Annotated in this window: 5 protein-coding genes; 1 reads left to right on the top strand and 4 read right to left on the bottom strand. The window is 71.7% G+C overall.

The window, feature by feature from the left end; all coding sequences use genetic code 11:
- Nucleotides 1–50 precede the first annotated feature (50 nt).
- On the top strand, nucleotides 51–923 hold the full coding sequence (locus MRBLWO14_RS09940) for a helix-turn-helix transcriptional regulator (RefSeq protein WP_341932997.1): 873 nt from the start codon (nucleotides 51–53) through the stop codon (nucleotides 921–923).
- Here MRBLWO14_RS09940 and MRBLWO14_RS09935 read toward each other — a convergent pair.
- The 4 genes from MRBLWO14_RS09935 to MRBLWO14_RS09920 all read right to left on the bottom strand — a co-directional run bounded on the left by MRBLWO14_RS09935 (nucleotide 920) and on the right by MRBLWO14_RS09920 (nucleotide 17,891).
- Nucleotides 920–10,210, bottom strand: coding sequence for a CshA/CshB family fibrillar adhesin-related protein (locus MRBLWO14_RS09935; RefSeq protein ID WP_341932996.1), 9,291 nt, complete (start codon nucleotides 10,208–10,210; stop codon nucleotides 920–922). The two genes, MRBLWO14_RS09940 and MRBLWO14_RS09935, sit on opposite strands and share 4 nt — an antisense overlap.
- Before the next feature lie 11 nt (nucleotides 10,211–10,221).
- Entirely contained in the window at nucleotides 10,222–15,855 is a 5,634-nt protein-coding gene (locus tag MRBLWO14_RS09930) for an SdrD B-like domain-containing protein (RefSeq protein ID WP_341932995.1), read from the bottom strand.
- Nucleotides 15,856–15,966: 111 nt separating this feature from the next.
- Nucleotides 15,967–16,707, bottom strand: coding sequence for a hypothetical protein (locus MRBLWO14_RS09925; protein ID WP_341932994.1), 741 nt, complete (start codon nucleotides 16,705–16,707; stop codon nucleotides 15,967–15,969).
- A 20-nt stretch (nucleotides 16,708–16,727) separates the two neighbouring features.
- Nucleotides 16,728–17,891 carry a Dyp-type peroxidase gene (locus tag MRBLWO14_RS09920; protein WP_341932993.1) on the bottom strand — a complete coding sequence of 388 codons (1,164 nt, stop codon included), beginning with the start codon at nucleotides 17,889–17,891 and terminating at the stop codon, nucleotides 16,728–16,730.
- Nucleotides 17,892–17,900 lie beyond the last annotated feature (9 nt).

Genomic DNA, 17,900 nt, shown 5'->3' with positions numbered 1-17,900 from the left:
CGCAGTGGATCGCGACGCGAGACACGTCGCGCGGCAGGGAACCGGATCGTATGACAGCGGACACAGGCACCGAGAGGACGTGCGCGGTCAGCGCCTTCGCCGATGCGCTGCGCGCCGCGATCGCCCACCGCCGTGTCTCCCTGCGCGCACTGCAGCGCCGCCTGGGCGACCGCGGTCACGACATCAGCGTCGCCACGCTCTCGATGTGGCAGTCGGGTGCCCGCCGCCCCGAGAAGGACACCTCCCTCGACGTCGTCGCCGAGCTCGAACGGCTACTCGACCTCGACGACGGCGAGCTCGCCGCCTCGCTCGGGCCCTCACGGCGGGTGCGCCCCACCCGGTACCGCTCGTACGCCGCACTGTCGGAGCTGCCAGCGCATCCGCTCACCGAGGAGCCGCAGCCGGAACTCCTCGAGCGCTCGGGCGCCATCCTGCTGCACCTCGACCGCGCGGGCAGGATCGCCCGCACCGTGAACCGCACCGTCTGGCAGGCGGCGGTCGACGGGGCCCGCGACGCCACCGTGTTCTACGGTCTGCGCGACGAGGTCGCACCCGAGATCCGCGGCAGCATCGGGTGCGACCTCGTCGACACCGTCGTCGACCTCGACCTACAGCTGCTGCGCACGACGCTGCGGCTGCACGCCCCGCTCCGCCAGGGCGAGATCGTGATGACGGAACGCGAGTCGACGAACGCGCCGGGGAGCGCCCCCGACGAGACGTTCACGCTCGTCGCCCCGCGTCGCCAGGCGGAGGTCGCGCTGCACGCCGTCTTCGACCCCGCCGCTCCTCCGCGCCGCTGCCGCGTGATCGTCGACTCCGAGGAGTCGTCGCGATCGCACACCGTGCCGATCAACGGCACGTGCGTGACCCACGCCGAGTACGGGTTCGGTCCCGGCACGATGACGATGGTCTGGGAGCTCTAACCCATCCCGCCGGTCGAGCGTCGACGCACGCCCGGACGACGCAGCCTCCCCACCGTGAACACGAGGGCGCCGAGCGCCAGCAGCGCGAGCCCGGTGAGCACGGGCCCCGTCGGCTCCGCGCCGGTCCACGCGAGCACGCCCGGTCCGACGCCCGACGCGGGCGGCGCCGCGGACATCGTGATCGACATCGTCGAGCTCACGACGGTGCCGTCGGCATCCTGCACCGTGTAGGTCACCGGTGTCGTGGTGCCGGAGAATCCCGCGCTCGGCGTGAACGTGACGGTGCCGTCGGAGTTCACGACCCAGCGGCCCTGCGACGGCACGACCAGCGTGCGACCTTCGTCGCTGAGCTGGGATCCACCCGGCATGCCGATGAGCGTGAGCCGCAGGGTGCGCCGGTCGAGCGGAGCGCCGTCACCGGGACGGTCGTTGGCGAGCGGATCGAGCGTGACCGGCCCGAAAGACGTCGAGGACCGGTCGGGTTCCGCCACCGGGGTCTCGCCCACGAGCACGCGCACGCCCGCCGTCACGCGGGTGCCGTTGGTGTCGGCGACCGAGTACTCCACGCCCGCCGGGCCCTCGAAGCCCGGGACCGGCGAGAAGGTGACCGAGCCCGTGTCCGGATCGATGCGCCACTCGCCCTGCCCCGGCACGAGCAGTGCGCGTCCGTCGTCGGTCGCCTCGGGCGAGGTGAAGCGCACGGATGCCGGGTCGAGCGGCGCGGACTCCGCACCGGCGGCGTCGTTGGCGAGCACGTCGACCGTCACGGGCTGGGCGTTGCGGGTCGCGGCCTCATCGTCGCGCGCGATCGGTGAGATCTCGCCGACCGTGATCGTGATCCTGGCGGTGCCGCTCTGCCCGTAGCGGTCGGAGATCCGGTACTCGACGGGCGTCGCCGCGCCGCGGAACGCGGGCTCCGGGTCGAACGCGACCTGACCGCTCAGCGGATCGATCGTGTACACGCCTTCGCTGGGGATCGAGAGCCGGGTCCCGGCATCCGTCGCCTGCGGAGAGGTGAACGCCAGACTGCCCACGACGAGAGGCGAACCGGGCGCTGCCGTGTCGTTGTCGAGCGGCCGCAGTGTCACGGTGACGTTCTGCGGCGTGCTGCGCGCATCGTCGACCGGGACCGGTGCAGCCGGAGGCAGGACGGTCACGATGAGTGCGGCGGTCGCCGTGGTGCCGTTGGCATCCGCGACGCGATAGGAGACGGCATCCGCGCGTCCCACGAATCCGGGAACGGGCTCGAACCGCACGAGCCCGGTCGCGGGGTCGATCGTGAAGACCCCCTGATCGGCGCGCTCGAGACGGGTGCCGCCATCGGTCGCGTCGACGGAGGTGAAGCGGGTGCTCGCCGGGACGAGAGGGGCAGATGCCGCACCAGCGGCGTCGTTCGCGACGACGTCGACCGTGATCGGCGCGTCGAAGGGCGTCGACGCCGCGTCGTCCGTCGCGCTCGGCGTGACGGACGTCACGGTGACGGTGACCTGCGCTGTCGCGGGCTGTCCGTAGCGGTCCGACACCCGGTACCCCACCGGCGTCGCGGTGCCCGTGAACCCGGGCTCGGGGTCGAAGGTCGCCGTGCCCGCGGCATCCATCGTCCAGACACCCTCTCCGGGTACGACGAGCGACCGACCGTCCGCCGTCGCCCCCGGAGCCGTGAAGCGCGCGGATGCCGGGTCGAGTGCCGATCCGGTCGGCACCGTGTCATTGCGGAGCAGATCGATCGAGACGGTGACGTTCTGCGCCGTGCTCGCCGTATCGTCCACGGCCGCGGGTGGGGCGGGCGGCGCGACCGTCACGGTGATCGTCGCCGACCCCCTCGTGCCGTTCCCGTCGGCGACGGAGTAGCCCACGGGCGTCGTGGTGCCGACGTAGCCCTGGACGGGCGCGAATCCGACGGTCCCGGTCTGCGGATCGACCGTCCATGTGCCCTGGCCCGGAACGACGAGCCGCTTTCCGCCGTCCGTCGCGGCGGGGTCGGTGAACACGACGCTCGTCGGCGTGAGCGGCGCCGTGGCAGCGCCCGCTCGATCGTTCGCCAGCACGTCGACCGTGGCCGAGCGGTCGAACGCGGTGGTCGCCCGGTCGTCGGTCACCGTGGGGGTGATGGCCGTCACGGTGACCGAGACGGTGGCGGTGCTCTCCTGCCCGTACGGGTCGCTCACACCGTAGGCAACCGGCGTGGCGGGTCCGATGAAGGCGGGCTCGGGATCGAAGGCGATGCGTCCGTCGGTCGTGACGCGCCAGGTGCCTTCGCCGGGAACGACCAGAGTCGTGCCGCCGTCGCCTGCTCCCGGCGCCGTGAACCGCACCGAGGCCGGATCGAGTGACGACCCGGCCGGCGCGCGGTCGTTGTCGAGCACGGGGACCGTCACCGTGACGTTCTGACCGGTGGTCACGGCATCCGAGGTCGCGGCCGGCGGCGCCGGCAGCGCGATGCCCACCCGCACGATCGCCGCCGCCCTGGTGCCGTTGGCGTCGGCGACCGAGTACTCGACAGGGGTCGCCTCTCCGGTGAATCCCGGCTCGGGGGTGAAGGTCACGGTTCCGGTGCCGCGGTCGACGGTCCAGACGCCTTCGCCGTCGACGGCCAGACGCGTGCCGTCAGCCGTCGAGCGGTCGGACGTCAGGGCCACGCTCGACGGGTCGAGCGGGGCGGAGGCCGCACCCGCGGCGTCGTTGTCGAGCACGGCGATGGTGGCCGGCTGATCGAACGCGGCGGATCCGCTGTCGTCCTGGGCACGCGGTGTGATCGGGGTCACCGTGACGGTGACGGTCGCGGTGACCTCCTGGTCGTAGGGGTCCGACACCGCGTAGGCGACCGGCGTCGCCGCGCCCGTGAAACCGGGCAGCGGATCGAAGCGGACCGCTCCGGTGTCGGTCACGGTCCAGGTGCCCTGTCCGTCGACCGCGAGGGTCGTGCCCGCGTCGGTCGCGGTCGGCGAGGTGAACCGCACGGACGACGGCACGAGCGACGATCCGGCGGGGGACGTGTCGTTGCCGAGCACCGGCACGGTGACGGTCACGTTCTGCGGCGTCACGGCGTCGTCGTCGACCGCCACGGGCGGTGTCGGCCTCTCGACGGTGACGGTGACCCCCGCGGTGCCCCTGGTGCCGTTCGCGTCGGTCACGCGGTACTGCACGGTGGTCGCGACACCCGCGAATCCCTCTGCGGGCGTGAACGTCACCACGCCGGATGCCGGGTCGATCGACCACGTCCCCTCGTCGGGGACCACGAGGGTGCGACCTCCGTCGGTCGCGTCGGGGTCGGTGAAGACCACGCTCCCGGGGTCGAGCGGCGCGGATGGAGCGCCCGGCGCATCATTGCCGAGCACGGGCACCGACACCGGTCGTCCGAAAGGCGTGGAACTCGTGTCGTCGACGACGCTGGGTGTCACCGCCGTGACGGACAGGAGCAGACGGGCGTTCGCGCGCCCGGCGAAGCTGTCGACCCAGGTGTAGCCGACGGGAGTCGCCCGTCCGCTGAAGCCGGGGTCGGGGTCGAATGTGACCTGGCCGCTCTGCGGGTCGATGGTGTACACGCCCTCGCCGGAGACGACGAGGCGCTTTCCACCCGCGGTCGCATCGGGCGAGGTGAACGCCACCGAGGTCCGGTCGATGGTTCCCGGAGTCCCGGCTCCACCGTCGCCGGGGACGTCGTTCTCGAGCGGATCCACCGTGATCGTGACGTTCTGCGGGGTGTCGAACGGGTCGTCGTCCGCTCGCGGGATGCTGCCGACCGTGACCCGCACCTCGGCCGTGGCGCGGGTGCCGTTCGCATCGGTCACGCGATAGTCCACCGCCGTCGCCTCGCCGGTGAAACCGTCGACCGGATCGAACGTGAGGACCCCCGTGACCGGGTCGACCGTCCACGTCCCCTCGCCGGCGACGACGAGGCGTCGTCCGTCGTCCGTCGCATCGGGTGAGGTGAGCCGCAGGCTCGAGCGGACCAGCGGGGCCGAGTCGGCGCCCGCCCTGTCGTTGGCGAGCACATCGATGGCCACGGGGTTCTGGAACGGCCCGACCGCTTCGTCGTCGACCGCGATCGGCGTGATCGCGACCACCTGCACCGCGAGGGTCGCGGTCGCCTGACGACCGAACGCATCGGCCATCCGGTACTCGACGGCGGTCGCGGCTCCGGTGAACTGCGGCTCAGGGATGAAGGTGGCAGCGCCCGTCGCCTGGTCGATCTGCCACGTTCCCTCTCCCGGCACGACGAGCACAGTGCCGCCCGCTGTGGCGTCGGGCGAGGTGAAGACGACCGTCGCGGGATCGGGCTGCCTGCCGTCGAAGGTCTCGTCGTTGTCGAGCAGGGGCATCGTGACGGCGACGTTCTGCGGCGTCGTCACGGAGTCCGCCCGCGCGATCGGCGCGGCCGGGAGCTCGACGCTCACCCGGACCGGTGCGGATGCCGTGGTGCCGTTCGCGTCGCGCACGGAGTAGGTCACCGGCGTGGCCGCACCCGCGAACCCGGCCGACGGTGTGAAGGTCGCCGCACCCGTCGTCTGGTCGATCGTCCACACCCCCTGCCCCGGCACGTCGAGGCGCTTGCCGCCGTCGGTCGCAGCCGGATCGGTGAGCACGACGGTCGTCGGATCGAGAGGAGCGGACGCCGCGCCCGCGCTGTCGTTGTCGAGGATCCGCACCGTGACAGGGGTGCCGAACGGGGTCGACGCCGAGTCGGCGACCGCGATCGGGGTGACGGCGGTGACCGTGACGGTCGCGGTCGATGTCGTGGTCTGACCGAATCCATCGGTGATGCGGTAGGCGGCGACAGCATCCCCCACGAAGCCGGGGACGGGATCGAACGTCATCGCACCGGTGGTCGGATCGATGCGCCAGGTCCCCTGCCCGGTCACGACGAGCGTCTTGCCCGCGTCGGTCGCCGCGGGCACGGTGAAGATCACGCTCGTGCGGTCGAGGCCGGTGCCGGAGTCGTTCGCCGACGGCTCGATCGTGACGTCGGTGTTCTGCGGCGTGGTCGCGGTGTCAGCGCGGGCGACCGGCGCGGCCGGGAGTGCCACGGTGACCGTGAGCGTCGCCCTCGCCTCGCTCCCGTTCGCGTCGAGGATGCGGTAGCGCGCTCCCGTGGCCGTGCCGGTGAAGGTCGACAGGGGCGTGAAGATGATCGCGCTGCTGGTCGAGTTGAGCTCGTACGTGCCCTGCCCCGGAATGACGAGGCGACGGCCCGCGTCGGTCGCTCCCTGGTCGACGAGCAGGAGGGAACGACGAGAGAGGGGAGCGGATGCCGCACCCGCGCGATCGTTCGCGCTGACGTCCACCGTGACCGGCGTGTTGTACGCGGTGGTCGCGGTGTCGTCGACGGCCACGGGCGCGATCGGGGTGACCGTGACCGTGATGGTCGACGACGCGGTCGATCCGAAGGAGTCGGTCACCTCGTAGCCGACGGCGGTCGCCGCGCCGGTGAACTCGGGCAGCGGGTCGAAGGTGACGACGCCCGACACGGGGTCGATCACGTACGTGCCCTGACCCGCGACGACCAGACGGCGTCCGTCGTTCGTCGCATCGGCGGACGTGAAGTGCACGCGGCTCCCGGCGAGCGCCTCGCCCGTGGCGGAGGTATCGTTCGCGAGGGGATTCACCGTGACGTTCACGTTCTGCGGGGTGGTGGCCGTGTCGGGTGAGGCGGTCGGGGCGGCCGGCGCGTCGACGGTGACGTCGACGGTGGCCGTGTCGGTCGCGGTGTTGCTGTCGGCGACGCGGTAGCCGACGGGGGTCGCCGGTCCGGAGAACCCGGTGTCGGGGGTGAACGTCACGGCTCCGGTGACCGCGTCGACCGTCCAGACGCCCTCTCCCGCGACGGCGAGACGATGGCCGCTGTCGGTGGCCTGCGGACTGGTGAGCCGCACGGTCGACGGCACGAGAGCCGCGTTCGCGGCACCGCGGAGGTCGTTGCGGAGCACGTCGATCGTCACGGCCTCGCGGTAGCCCGTGCGGGCGGAGTCATCGCGGGCGTCGGGGTTCGCCGACCGTACCGTCACCGTGACCGGCGCGGTGCTCGTGCGTCCGAAGCTGTCGGTGATGCGATACGACACGGGCGTCGCGGTGCCGGTGAACGCGGGCAGAGGATCGAAGGTCACGACGGCGGTCGCCGGATCGATCGTGTAGGTGCCCTCGTTCGGCACCACGAGACGTCGGCCGCTGTCGGTGGCGGTGCCGCTGGTGAAGATCACGGATGCCGGATCCACGGTCACGCCGTCAGGACGCCGGTCGTTCGCGAGCACGTCGATCGTGACGTCGATGTTCTGTGTCGTGGCAGCGATGTCGGCGACGGCCTCTGCGGCCGGGGGCAGGTCGACCGAGACCGTCAGCGTCGCGGTGGCCGCCGTGCCGTTCGCATCGAGAACGCGGTACGACACGGGCGTCGCGGAGCCGGTGAAGCCCGCTTCGGGCGAGAACGTGATCGCACCGGCGGCGGTGACGTCGTACCGGCCCTGCCCGGCGACGACCAGCGCCGCCCCGCCGTCGATCGCGTTCGGGCTCGTGAGCACGACCGACCGGCTGTCGAGAGGCGCGGTGTCGGCGCCCGCCCGGTCGTTGTCGAGGACCGGGACCGTGGCCGGCGTCCGGAACGGCGTGCGCGCGGCATCCGAGACGGCGGTCGGGGTGACCGCCGTGACGCGAGCGGAGAGTGTCGACGTCGCCGATGTGCCGGCGGTCAGGCTCACGCTGTAGGCCGCCGGGGTCGTGACGCCCACGAAGCCCGGGAGAGGATCGAACGTCGCGATGCCGGTCGTCGCATCGATCGTCCAGGTGCCCTGATCGGGGATGACGAGCTGTCGCCCACCTGCCGTCGCGTCGGGGCTCGTGAACACCACGCTGCCGCGGTCGAACGTGCCGGTGCGGCCCGGCCCGTCGTTCCCGAGCGGATCGATGGTCGCGGTGACGTTCTGCGGGGTGGTGAGCGTGTCGGGGTTGGCGGTCGGCGGTTCAGTGATGCGGGCGCGGATCACGGCATCCGTCGTCGTGCCGTTCTCGTCGCTCACGCGATACGCGACGGGATCGACCGCACCGGAGAACCCGTCGACGGGAGTGAAGGTGACGTCGCCGGTGGTCGGTGCGATCGAGAACGACCCCTGTCCCGGCACATCGAGGCTGCGTCCGCCGTCGGTGGCGTCCGGCGACGTGAACACGACGGAGCGTCGGTCGAGCGGAGTGGACGGCGCCCCCGGTTCATCGTTCGACACCACGTCGAACGTGAGCGGGGTGTCGAACGCCACGGTGACCTCGTCGTCGACGGCGCGTGGGGTCACCGGGGTGACCCGCACCGTCACCTCGGCGGAGACGGTGTTGCCGAAGGAGTCCCTGACCGAGTACGCCACCGGCGCTGCCGTACCTCGGAACGCGGGCTCGGGATCGAACCGGATGACGCCGGTCTGCGGGTCGACGGTCCAGACTCCCTCGCCCGGAACCTCGAGCCGCTTGCCGCCGTCGACCGCTGCCGGGGAGCTGAGCACGACGCTGCGCGGGTCGAAGGTTCCGGTGACGCCGGTACCGTCGTCGCCGACGCGATCGTTCTCCAGGGGATCGACAGCGACCGTGACGTTCTGCGGCGTCGTCGCCGCGTCGTCCGCCGCTGTCGACGGCCCGCCCACGGTCACGGTGACGAGGGCCGTCGACCCGGGGCCGACCGACGCAGTGTTGTTGAAGGCCCGGTACTCGACGGGCGTGGCTCGCCCCGTGAAACCGGCAGCGGGCGTGAAGGTGACACTGCCCGTCGCGGGATCGATCGTGTAGACGCCCTCGCCCGGCACGTCGAGGCGACGACCGGAGTCCGTCGCGTCGGTGCTCGTGAACACGACGGTGCTCGGCTGCATGGTCGCACCGGCGCCGGCGTTGTCGTTCGCGAGCACGGGGACGGTCACCGCCGTGTCGGCGGGGGTGTTCGCGGTGTCGTCGACGGCGTCCGCGGCGACGGTGGTGAAGGCGAAGGGATGATCTTCGACTTCGCCGTCGGGCGTGAATCCCGTCGGCGATGCGCCGGCGGCCTTCCCCGTGCGGATGCGGGCGAAGGTCGGGTAGGTCGCGCCGTCGGCAGGGATGTCGGTCGGCACATCCCAGGTGAGGGAGGCACCGGTCGCGCAGCGTCGGACGGCTGACCGCTCGGCCGTGTCGAACGTGCCGTTGCGATTCCAGTCGATCCAGCCCGCGAGCTGCGAGGTGCCCGAGCAGGCGATCGGCAGCGAGAACGTGCCCCCGGGGAGCACGGTGTTCGTCGACGGGATCGCGAGCGTCTCGTCGTCGGGACCTCCCCAGAACGTCTGCCCCGTGCCGTCGTCGCCGAGAGCGTTGGCCGAGAACGGCTGCGCGGTCTCGATGTCGGTGTTCGAGCCGAGGCGGATGTGCGGTGCTGCCGGGGACGCCAGACTGAAACCGGACCCGAAGAGATCGACGCCGGGGTTGGTCTGCAGGTTCCAGGTCCCCGTCGACTCGGGGATGGTGCCGCCCGTATAGCGGAACTGCGACACGGCGCCGGCCACGTCGTAGGACGCGGGAGCATCGCCGAAGTCGAGCGTCACCGCGACGCCGACCGCGACCGCGCTGATGCCGCCACCGCGCACCGTGACGTCGTCGAGCGACGTCGCGTCTTCGAGGAAGGCGACCGCAGTCGGACCCGCACCACACCCGCCGGTCATGCTCGTGCGGAGGTCGAGTCGACCGCCTTGCCGGAATCCGAGCGTCGAGAAGTTGCATGCGGGGTCGCGGTAGCGGTCGATGATGCGCCACGTCGCGCCGGGGGGCGCAGTAGCCCCGACGTACTCCGCGTTTCCGGATTGCTCGGCATCGGCGATCACCATCCCGGCGAGCTCGATGGGGTCTCCATCGAACGTGGCCGAGCAGTCCAGGTCGAAGTTCGCGTTCCCGCTGGGCCCACCTCGCAGCCCCACGATCAGCTGGTTATTCCCTCCCGTGCCGCCGATGTTGTACATGTCGTCGAGGCCGTCACCGCCCCAGTCTCCCGGACGGTAGGAAGCGAGGCCACCGGTGCCCTGCAGGTCGGAGATGGTGCAGGTGATCGCCAGCTGCTGTCCGCCGACGGTGATGGTGTTGGTGCGGGTGGTGTTGTTCGCGAGCGGCGCGCCGTTCGCTCCCCACGAGAACCAGTTGATGGTGGAGAGGAAACGGCCCGTGCCTCCGGTCGCCGTCGCCGATTGCGCGGCCGGGGCGCTGACGAACGTCAGCACCCCGGCAGCGAGCGCACCCGCAGCGATTCCCGCGAGGACCCTGGACCACCGGTTCCGGCGCTTCTTCGCTGCGTGCATGGCTGTTCCGTTCAGGTCCTTCGGCGACGGATGACGAGCAGGCTCGCCCCTCCCCCGATCAGCGCGAGGCTGAGCACGAGGATGAGCCAGGGCACCGCCCCACCGGTGGCGGGCAGCGGGGGCTCGATCTCCACGAGACCCGCGTCGATCGTCGGGTTGATGAAGGAGGCGACGAGGTTGCCGTCGGCTCCGACCACGAGACGCATGTCGGTGGCGCCGGGACCGAGGGTGAACACGGGGCTGCGCCCGGCCCGGTTCGGGTTGGAGTCGTCGCCGCCTCCGCCGCCCTGACGGGTGAACTCGAACCCGCGAGGAACTCCCGAGAACTGCACGTAGTAGCTGCCGGGCGGCAGACCGTCGAACAGATAGCGTCCGGTCGCGTCGGTCTTCACCGCCGGCACCGGAGCGCCCTTCCAGTCGAGAGCCGGCGTGCCGTCGGCGGTGAAGAGCGTCACGGTGACGCCGGGCGCTGGCTTCTCGCCGGCATCCTGCCGACCGTTGCGGTTGGCGTCGTACCAGACGAAGTCCGACACGGCGTACAGCTGCTGCGCGATACCGAGGTCGATGGTCGGGTTGATCCGCACGGCGCGGGTCGTCCCGTCCGCCGGAGTGACCGGCCGCGTGTCGGTGCCAGCCCCGGAGAGCGTGAACACCGGGGTGAGGCCGGAGGCGTCGGGGTTGGAGTCCGCCGCCGTCGAGACGCCGGGCGCCGACTGGATGGTCGGCATGAAGCCCGCGGGCAGGTCGGTGAACCGGACCCGGTAGTCGCCGGGACGCAGGTTGTCGAACACGTAGTGACCGTTGGCGTCGGTCTTCACGGAGGGCACCGGGGTGCCGTTCGCGTCGACCGCCGGCGAGCCGTCGGGGGTGACCAGCGTCACGGTGACACCGGCGACAGGAGCCTCGTTGGGATCCTGCCTGCCGTTGCGGTCGGAATCGACCCAGACGAAGTCGCCGACGGCGAGCACGGGCACGATTCCCGCGTCGATGGTGCGGTCGATGCGCCGAGCCACGGTCACGCCGTCGTCGTCCTCGGCGGGGGTCGTGTTGTCGCGCCCCGGTCCGACCTCGAAGGGCGGGGTGATGCCGTTCGGGTCCGGAGTGGAGTCGCCGGCGGCGTCACCTTGACGCGGCGTCGTGAAGAGGAAGCCGGGAGGCGTCTCGGTGAACGCGACCGTGTAGGTTCCCGGCGGGAGGTTGTCGAAGACGTACCGCCCGTTCTCATCCGTGCGCACCGGCGGCACCGGCTGACCGTTGAGGTCGGTGACCGGGTTGCCCGAGCCGTCTCGCAGCGTGACGAGCACCCCGGGGACCGACGGCTCGCCGTCGTCCTGACGCCCGTTGCCGTTGTTGTCGGTCCAGACCCGGTTGCCGACCGCGAAGGCCTGCGTGAACCCGAAGTCCACCGTCAACAGGTCGGCGGCATCGCCGTTCGGCCCGTGTGCGCCCGCGCCCGTCGCGCCCGCGTCGACGTCGTCGAGCGGGTTGGTGCGGGTCAGGGTGACCACGCCCGAGGTGACGCCCGTCGCCGACGGATCGGTCGTGTTCTCGCCCTTGTCGCGGTTGTTCGCGGCGGCATCGGAGGACGTGGGCGTCGACGAGAACCACGAGGCCAGCGGCCCGTCGTCCTCGAAGTTCGACGAGGACACGCGCACCCGGTAGTCGCCGGTCGGGAGACCGTCGAAGCGGTAGAAGCCGTTCGCGTCGGTCGTCGCGGTGATCGGGTCTCCGTCGGCATCCCGCACGATTCCGCCCACGCCGTCGAGGAGTTCGACGACCGCGCCGACCACCGGGTCCTCTCCGTCGTCGAAGGCACCGTTGTTCGCCTGACCTGCCCCCGCACCGCTGTCGAACCACAGCCGGTTTCCCAGCGAGAGAGCCGGGACGAATCCGAAGTCGGCGGTGAGGTTGTCGAAGGTGTCGCCGAAGGGGCCGTTCCGCCCCGCGCCGGTGGCGCCGGCGTCGACGTCGCCCGTGGTGCCGGGCGCCAGGGTGATGACGGCCGAGCTGATGCCGGTGCTCGCGGGGAACCGCGAGTCGGTGCCCTTGTCCGCATTGTTCGACCCGCTGTCGAACGCGGAGCTGCTGCCCGTGCTCGAGAGCTGCGCGGCGAGCGGACCGCCGTCGGCGAAGTTCTCGGCGGCGACGCGCACGACGTACTGCCCTGAGGCGAGGCCGTCGAAGCGGTAGAAGCCGTTCGCGTCGGTCGTGGCAGTGACCGGCGTGCCGTTCACGAGCACCGGGTCGCCGTCGGCGTCGAGCAGTTCGACGACAGCGCCGACGACCGGGGTCTCACCGTCGTCGAAGCGTCCGTTGTCGGTGTTCGCGCCCGCGCCCGTGTCGAACCAGAGGCGGTTGCCGAGGCTCAGCGGCGGTGCGGCGACCGTGACGATCGCGCGATCATCATTGTTCGACGGGTTGCCGGGCGACGGGTTCGGGTCGCCGTTCTCGTAGCGGTCGGGCGTGCGTCCGACCGGCACGGTCTCGGGGGTCGGCTGGTTCGGCGACGGTTCGACCACCGCGACGTTGACGAGATCGCCCGCCGAGGTGCTGGCCACGCGCGCGGTGACCGTGATCGGCTCGGCCGCCTCGGTCGCGTCGAGTCCCGCACCCTGCCAGGTGAGCGTGATCTCCTGACCGGTGACGGTCGCGGGCGACCAGTCGGTCCCGGTCGCCGAGACGTACTCCAGACCGGCGGGAAGACGGTCGGAGACGGTGAAGCCCGACCGCGCCGTGCCCGGGCCGTTGTTGCTGGGCGTCAGGCGGAACGTCACCTCGTCGCCGACCCGATACGGGCCGGATCCCGAGGTGAGCTCCTTGTCGAGCGTGAGATCGATGAGCTGCACGAGCCCGAAGTCGACCGTGAGGTTGTCGAACCGGTCGCCCTTCGGACCGTTGGCTCCCGCACCCGTGGCTCCGCTGTCGGCCTCGCCGGTCACGCCGGGCCCGAGGACGATCGGTGCGGAGACGATGCCGGTGGCCGCCGGGTCCGCGGCATCCTGGCCCTTGTCGACGTTGTTGCTCGTCGCGTCGAAGACGGCGGAGGCTCCGGTCGACGAGACCCAGTCCTGGAGCACCTCGCCGTCGGCGAAGTTCGAGGCGGCGATGCGCACCTGGTAGGTGCCGGGCGCGAGTCCGTCGAAGCGGTAGAAGCCCGCGGCGTTCGTCGTCGCGGTGATCGGGTCGCCGCCCGCATCACGGACGGGGGTGCCCGATCCGTCGAGGAGTTCGACGACCGCGCCCTCGACCGGGTCTTCCCCGGTGTCGAAGCGTCCGTTGTTCGCATCGGCCCCCGCTCCGTCGTCGAACCAGATGCGGTTGCCCAGCGAGTAGCTCGGGGTGAACCCGAAATCGAAGGTGTGATCGGCGGCACCGGGACCGGGCGTCCGCACGGCCGCGGTGACGAGCGTCGCGCTCTGCCGCACCCCGTTCGAGTCCACGGCCTCGTCGGTGCCGGCCGCAGTGAGGGTCGGCACCACCTCGTCGAGCGGCCCGCCGTCGGCGTAGTCGGCCGCGCGATCGAGACGGATTTCGTAGTCGGTGTCGGGAGTGAGCGGCAGACCGTAGATCGTCGACCCCGTCGAGGTGCCGGGCGAGCTCGAGAAGATGTAGGTGCCCTGCGCGTCGGTGACGGCCGAGGCCACGACGTTCCCGGCGGTGTCGAACAGGCGCACGGTGACGCCTGCGATCGGGTCTTCGCCCGCCTCCTGGATGCCGTCGCCGTCGAGGTCGAGCCACACGCGGTTGCCGATCTCGACCGGGGGCAGGTCTGCCAGGGTCGTCAGGTCGCCCAGACCTCCGGCCTTCACGAAGCTGCCGCTGTTCGTCTCGAAGCCGGTCGACATCATCGCTCCGCGCTGAGTCGTGCCGTCGGAGTGCTGGTACACGCGGACGCCGTCGGAGCTGAGGTCGAGCGGATCGACCACCGTGGCCATGGTGTTCACATAGCCGGGGATCTGGAGGGCGGACCCGAGGGCGGTGTTGCCGTGATAGTCGACCTGGCTCGCCAGCCGGGAGAAGATCGTCTGATAGAACTTGCCTCCGCCGGGGCCCCAGTCGTTGGGCGCGGCCATGCCGGACGTCGCACCGCCGCAGGAGCCGTCGTTCTCCAGGGTGTAGCCACCGGAGGGGTCGACGCACGCACGCAGGAGGTCACCGGCGCCGATGTAGGTGTGCACGGTCGATTCCGATGCCGTCGTGCTCCCGAGCGCTGCGCCGTTCTGGTCGCCCGAGCGGTCCTTGATCGACAGCAGGATGTTGCCGCCGGAATCGAAGGCGACGCTCGACGCCACCGGCGACGGACCCGCGGAGCGCGGGCCCGAGACGGCGAACGTGTCCGACCACGGCCTGTAGGGCGACGATCCCGCCGGCCCCGACGAGTTGTAGGCGGTGGCCCGGGGGTAGTCGAGTCGCACGCTGAGGACGGGAGCGCCGAACTGCCGGGTGTCCTCGTCCATCGGCACCACCACAGCGCGCAGGTCGGCTGCCGTCGGGCCGGTGCAGGTGAGGGTGGCGTACACCGTGCCGTCGAAGGTCCCGAGACCGTACGGACGGACGTTCGCGGGCGCGCAGCCGCTCACCGAACCCAGTGGCAGCGGGATCGCCACGGGCGCTCCCGCGCTGGGCGCCGCGGTCGGAGTCGCGCCGGGCGTCAGGGGCACGGCGTAGAGGTTCTTGTCGTTGAGGTTGACCGCGTACAGGGTTCGCCCGTCGCTCGAGACCTCGATGTCTCCGAGGCCGATCTTCCCCACTGCCGGAAACGCTGCAGCGTCGTGGAACCAGTCGTAGGTCGCCGGGTCGATGACGCCGCGCGGGTCGGCTCCGGCGTTCGGGATCTGCACGAAGAGACCGGCATTCGCCGCTCCGGACGTGGTGTCGCTGATGTAGATCGCGCCGAGGCCCTGCGGACCGACGGGCGTGCTGCGGCGGAAGGAGGCGGCACTGAAGACGTGAGTGGTGCCGTAGTTGGACGTTCCCCAGACGGTTCCGATCTGACCCTGCGTCGCAAGCACCGTGCGCCCGGAGGCCGGAGAACCGGTCGTCGTGTAGGGCATCGAGTACAGCGCGGGGAGCGCGCCGTGGTTCGGCGTGGGATTCGCCGTGGTCTGCATGAAGTTCGTGCTGATCATCGACCGCTGGGTCGGCACGACCACCTGCGGCGTTCCGCCCTCCGTACGCACCATGCCCTCGCGGGTGGCGCCGAGGCTGACGCCGCTGGCGCCGAGGGTGACGAACTGCACGCTGCTGCCGTTGCTCGCACCGACGCGGGCGGGTCGGAACGGCGCGGGGAGGGTGAACTCGACACGCACCGCCTCGGTCGCCGCTCCGGCCACCGACAGCGTGTACGTGCCGTCGGCCGCGGTCGTCGCGGTGCCGACCACGACCCCGCGTGAATCCGTCGCGGTCACCGAGACGCCGCGCAGTCCGGTGTCGCCGCCGAAGTCGCCTGAGGCGGCATCCCGCACACCGTTGTCGTTGAAGTCCTGGAACACGGTGCCGCTCACCGCGCCATCCGCAGCGGTCGCGGCCTGGCCCCCGACGAGGGTTCCGGTGAGCGCGATCGCGCCCGCGAGAGAGGCGGCGACGAGCGCACGCATCCGCGGCGTCTTCTCCGGGTGTCGACGATGCGTCACGAACAGTCCCATTGATCCCCCAAGACCTCACGGGAGGCACGCTCAGCGCGCCCACAGCAAACAAACAGCAGAACGTTAGCATTTCCGGTCTTGAATTCCGGTATACTACGCAGCCACTCCCGGCTACCCGGCCAGTTGTGCGGCGAGTGGCACGGGAACTCCCTGCTCAGGGGTGAGATCGACGGTCACGGTCTGCGAGGGGAGATCCGCCTCGAAGCGCAACAGTCGCCCGTCTGAGTCGATCCAGAAGCGGGTGTTCCCGCCCTTCCTTTCGGCGGAGTCCGCGTCAGACGGGCCGGCGATCACATCGACCGGGGCGCCGTCGATCTCGTCGGCGCGCAGCCACGCGGCATCCGACTGCGCGAGCAGCTGCGCGTTCTCCGGACGGTCCATCCCCAGGCTCAGCACGAGGAGCAGGACCGCGTCGACGGAAGAGGTCGACGGGTCGAGCGGTCGCGCGCCCCCCGGCTCGGCGGGTGGTGCCGCGGGGATGCCGGGGTCGGCCGCGATGCCGCCCCAGCCGACGAAGGTCGAGGCGTTCCAGGTCACGATCGCGGTGTCCCCGTCGAGCTCGGCCGCCGCGATCCCGACTCCTGCCCGGTGGTCGACCCGTCCGCGCAGCGCGACCGGAGCTCCGCCGGCGGTCACCTCCGTGCGGAACTGCGTGCTCCCCGACTGGTACGCGAGGAAGCGCGCGACAGCGAGGCGCTCGGCCTCGTCGGTGCTGAGGGCGCGCGGCCCGCTCGTGGCCGTGGACGTCGGCACGGGTTCGGGAGTCCCCGCCCCCGCGACTGCCACCGTCGCGACGATTCCGCCGATCAGGGCCGCACTGAGCGCGGCGGCACCCCAGAGGCGGCGTCTCATCGCGCGACGCAGCACGACCATCACCGCCCTCCGAACAGCGAGGACCCCAGCGGACGGTCACGGTCGAACCCGGGCAGGACGAGGAAGGAGCCGGATGCCGTGGTCCGAGCGAACGCGAGGAGGGCGTCGGCCTCCGACATCCGCTCGAGCGTGCGGGTGAAGGTCGACAGCTCCGCCTGCATGCTGATGAACAGCAGCCCGAGGGGCTCTTCCATCGAATACGACCGGCGCAGCATGAGCGGCACACCGGCCGGTCGCGGGTGGGCTCGTCGCGCGTGCGCGTCGGCGGGGATGCGGTAACGGCCGTCGGCGGACTTCGCCTGCAGGTCCACGTCGTCGCCGATGCGTCCGCCCGAGAGCGGCGCACCGCTCGCGCGACGGCGACCGATCGCAGCCTCCTGCTCCCCGACGCTCAGGGAGCGGAACGCCGCCACGTCGACCTCCATGCGGCGGACGACCAGGATCGTGCCCCCGGCGGCGGGGCCGTCGGGGATCCAGACGGATGCCGCGAACTCCTCCTTCGTCGTGGGCACCGCGATGCCGTCGACGAAGCCGAGGAGGTTGCGCGGAGCGGAATGCCCGCGACGGACCCTCTCGTCGGGGCCGCGTGTCCCGCGCTGTCGCCACCGCTCCTGCAGCGCGGTCGTCTTCTCGGCCACCCGCACCAGCACGAGCGGCAGCAGCAGCGGATCGGAAGCGCACACCTGCACAACCACGTCTCCCCCGCGGTGCTGCTCGTCGATGTCCTCCCGGGGGAAGCTCGGCAGCGGCTCGGCACCCGGGGCCCCCGGGTGCGCGGCCGCGACGAGGCGCGGCCCGACGCCGACCGTCACCGTGAGGTCGCCCGGCTCGAGGCCGACGAGCGCCGGATCACGGCCCTCGACGAGATCGAGGATCAGCGCGCCGAGATCGGCGAGCACGGATGCGGGATCGCCGGACAGGTCGTAGACGGCGAGCGCCAGGTGCGGTTGGGCGATGCGCGGTCGGGCGACGCCCGCCTGGCGCGCGCCCGCGGCATCCACTCGGGTCCGACCCGGCTCGGAAGCCGTTGCCGATCCGCGGGGAGAGGCTGCTCCGGCGAGCGCGAGGCCGAGCGCCGCGGCGCCTCCCGAGCCGAGCAGAGCCCTCCGCGACAGCCCCCGCGGGCGCTCCCCGTGCTCGCCGAGATGGTGATCCTGCTTCATACTGCTCCC

This window comes from Microbacterium sp. LWO14-1.2, from assembly GCF_038397715.1.
Lineage (GTDB): Bacteria > Actinomycetota > Actinomycetes > Actinomycetales > Microbacteriaceae > Microbacterium.
Note: the sequence above shows the minus strand (reverse complement) of the source record. Positions and strands in the feature narration are given on the sequence as shown.

Bases quoted from the DNA above. Each gene is read 5' to 3' on its own strand.
- MRBLWO14_RS09920 (WP_341932993.1), bottom strand. From the start codon at position 17,891: ATGAAGCAGGATCACCATCTCGGCGAGCACGGGGAGCGCCCGCGGGGG.
- MRBLWO14_RS09940 (WP_341932997.1), top strand. From the start codon at position 51: ATGACAGCGGACACAGGCACCGAGAGGACGTGCGCGGTCAGCGCCTTC.
- MRBLWO14_RS09930 (WP_341932995.1), bottom strand. From the start codon at position 15,855: ATGGGACTGTTCGTGACGCATCGTCGACACCCGGAGAAGACGCCGCGG.
- MRBLWO14_RS09935 (WP_341932996.1), bottom strand. From the start codon at position 10,210: ATGCACGCAGCGAAGAAGCGCCGGAACCGGTGGTCCAGGGTCCTCGCG.
- MRBLWO14_RS09925 (WP_341932994.1), bottom strand. From the start codon at position 16,707: ATGAGACGCCGCCTCTGGGGTGCCGCCGCGCTCAGTGCGGCCCTGATC.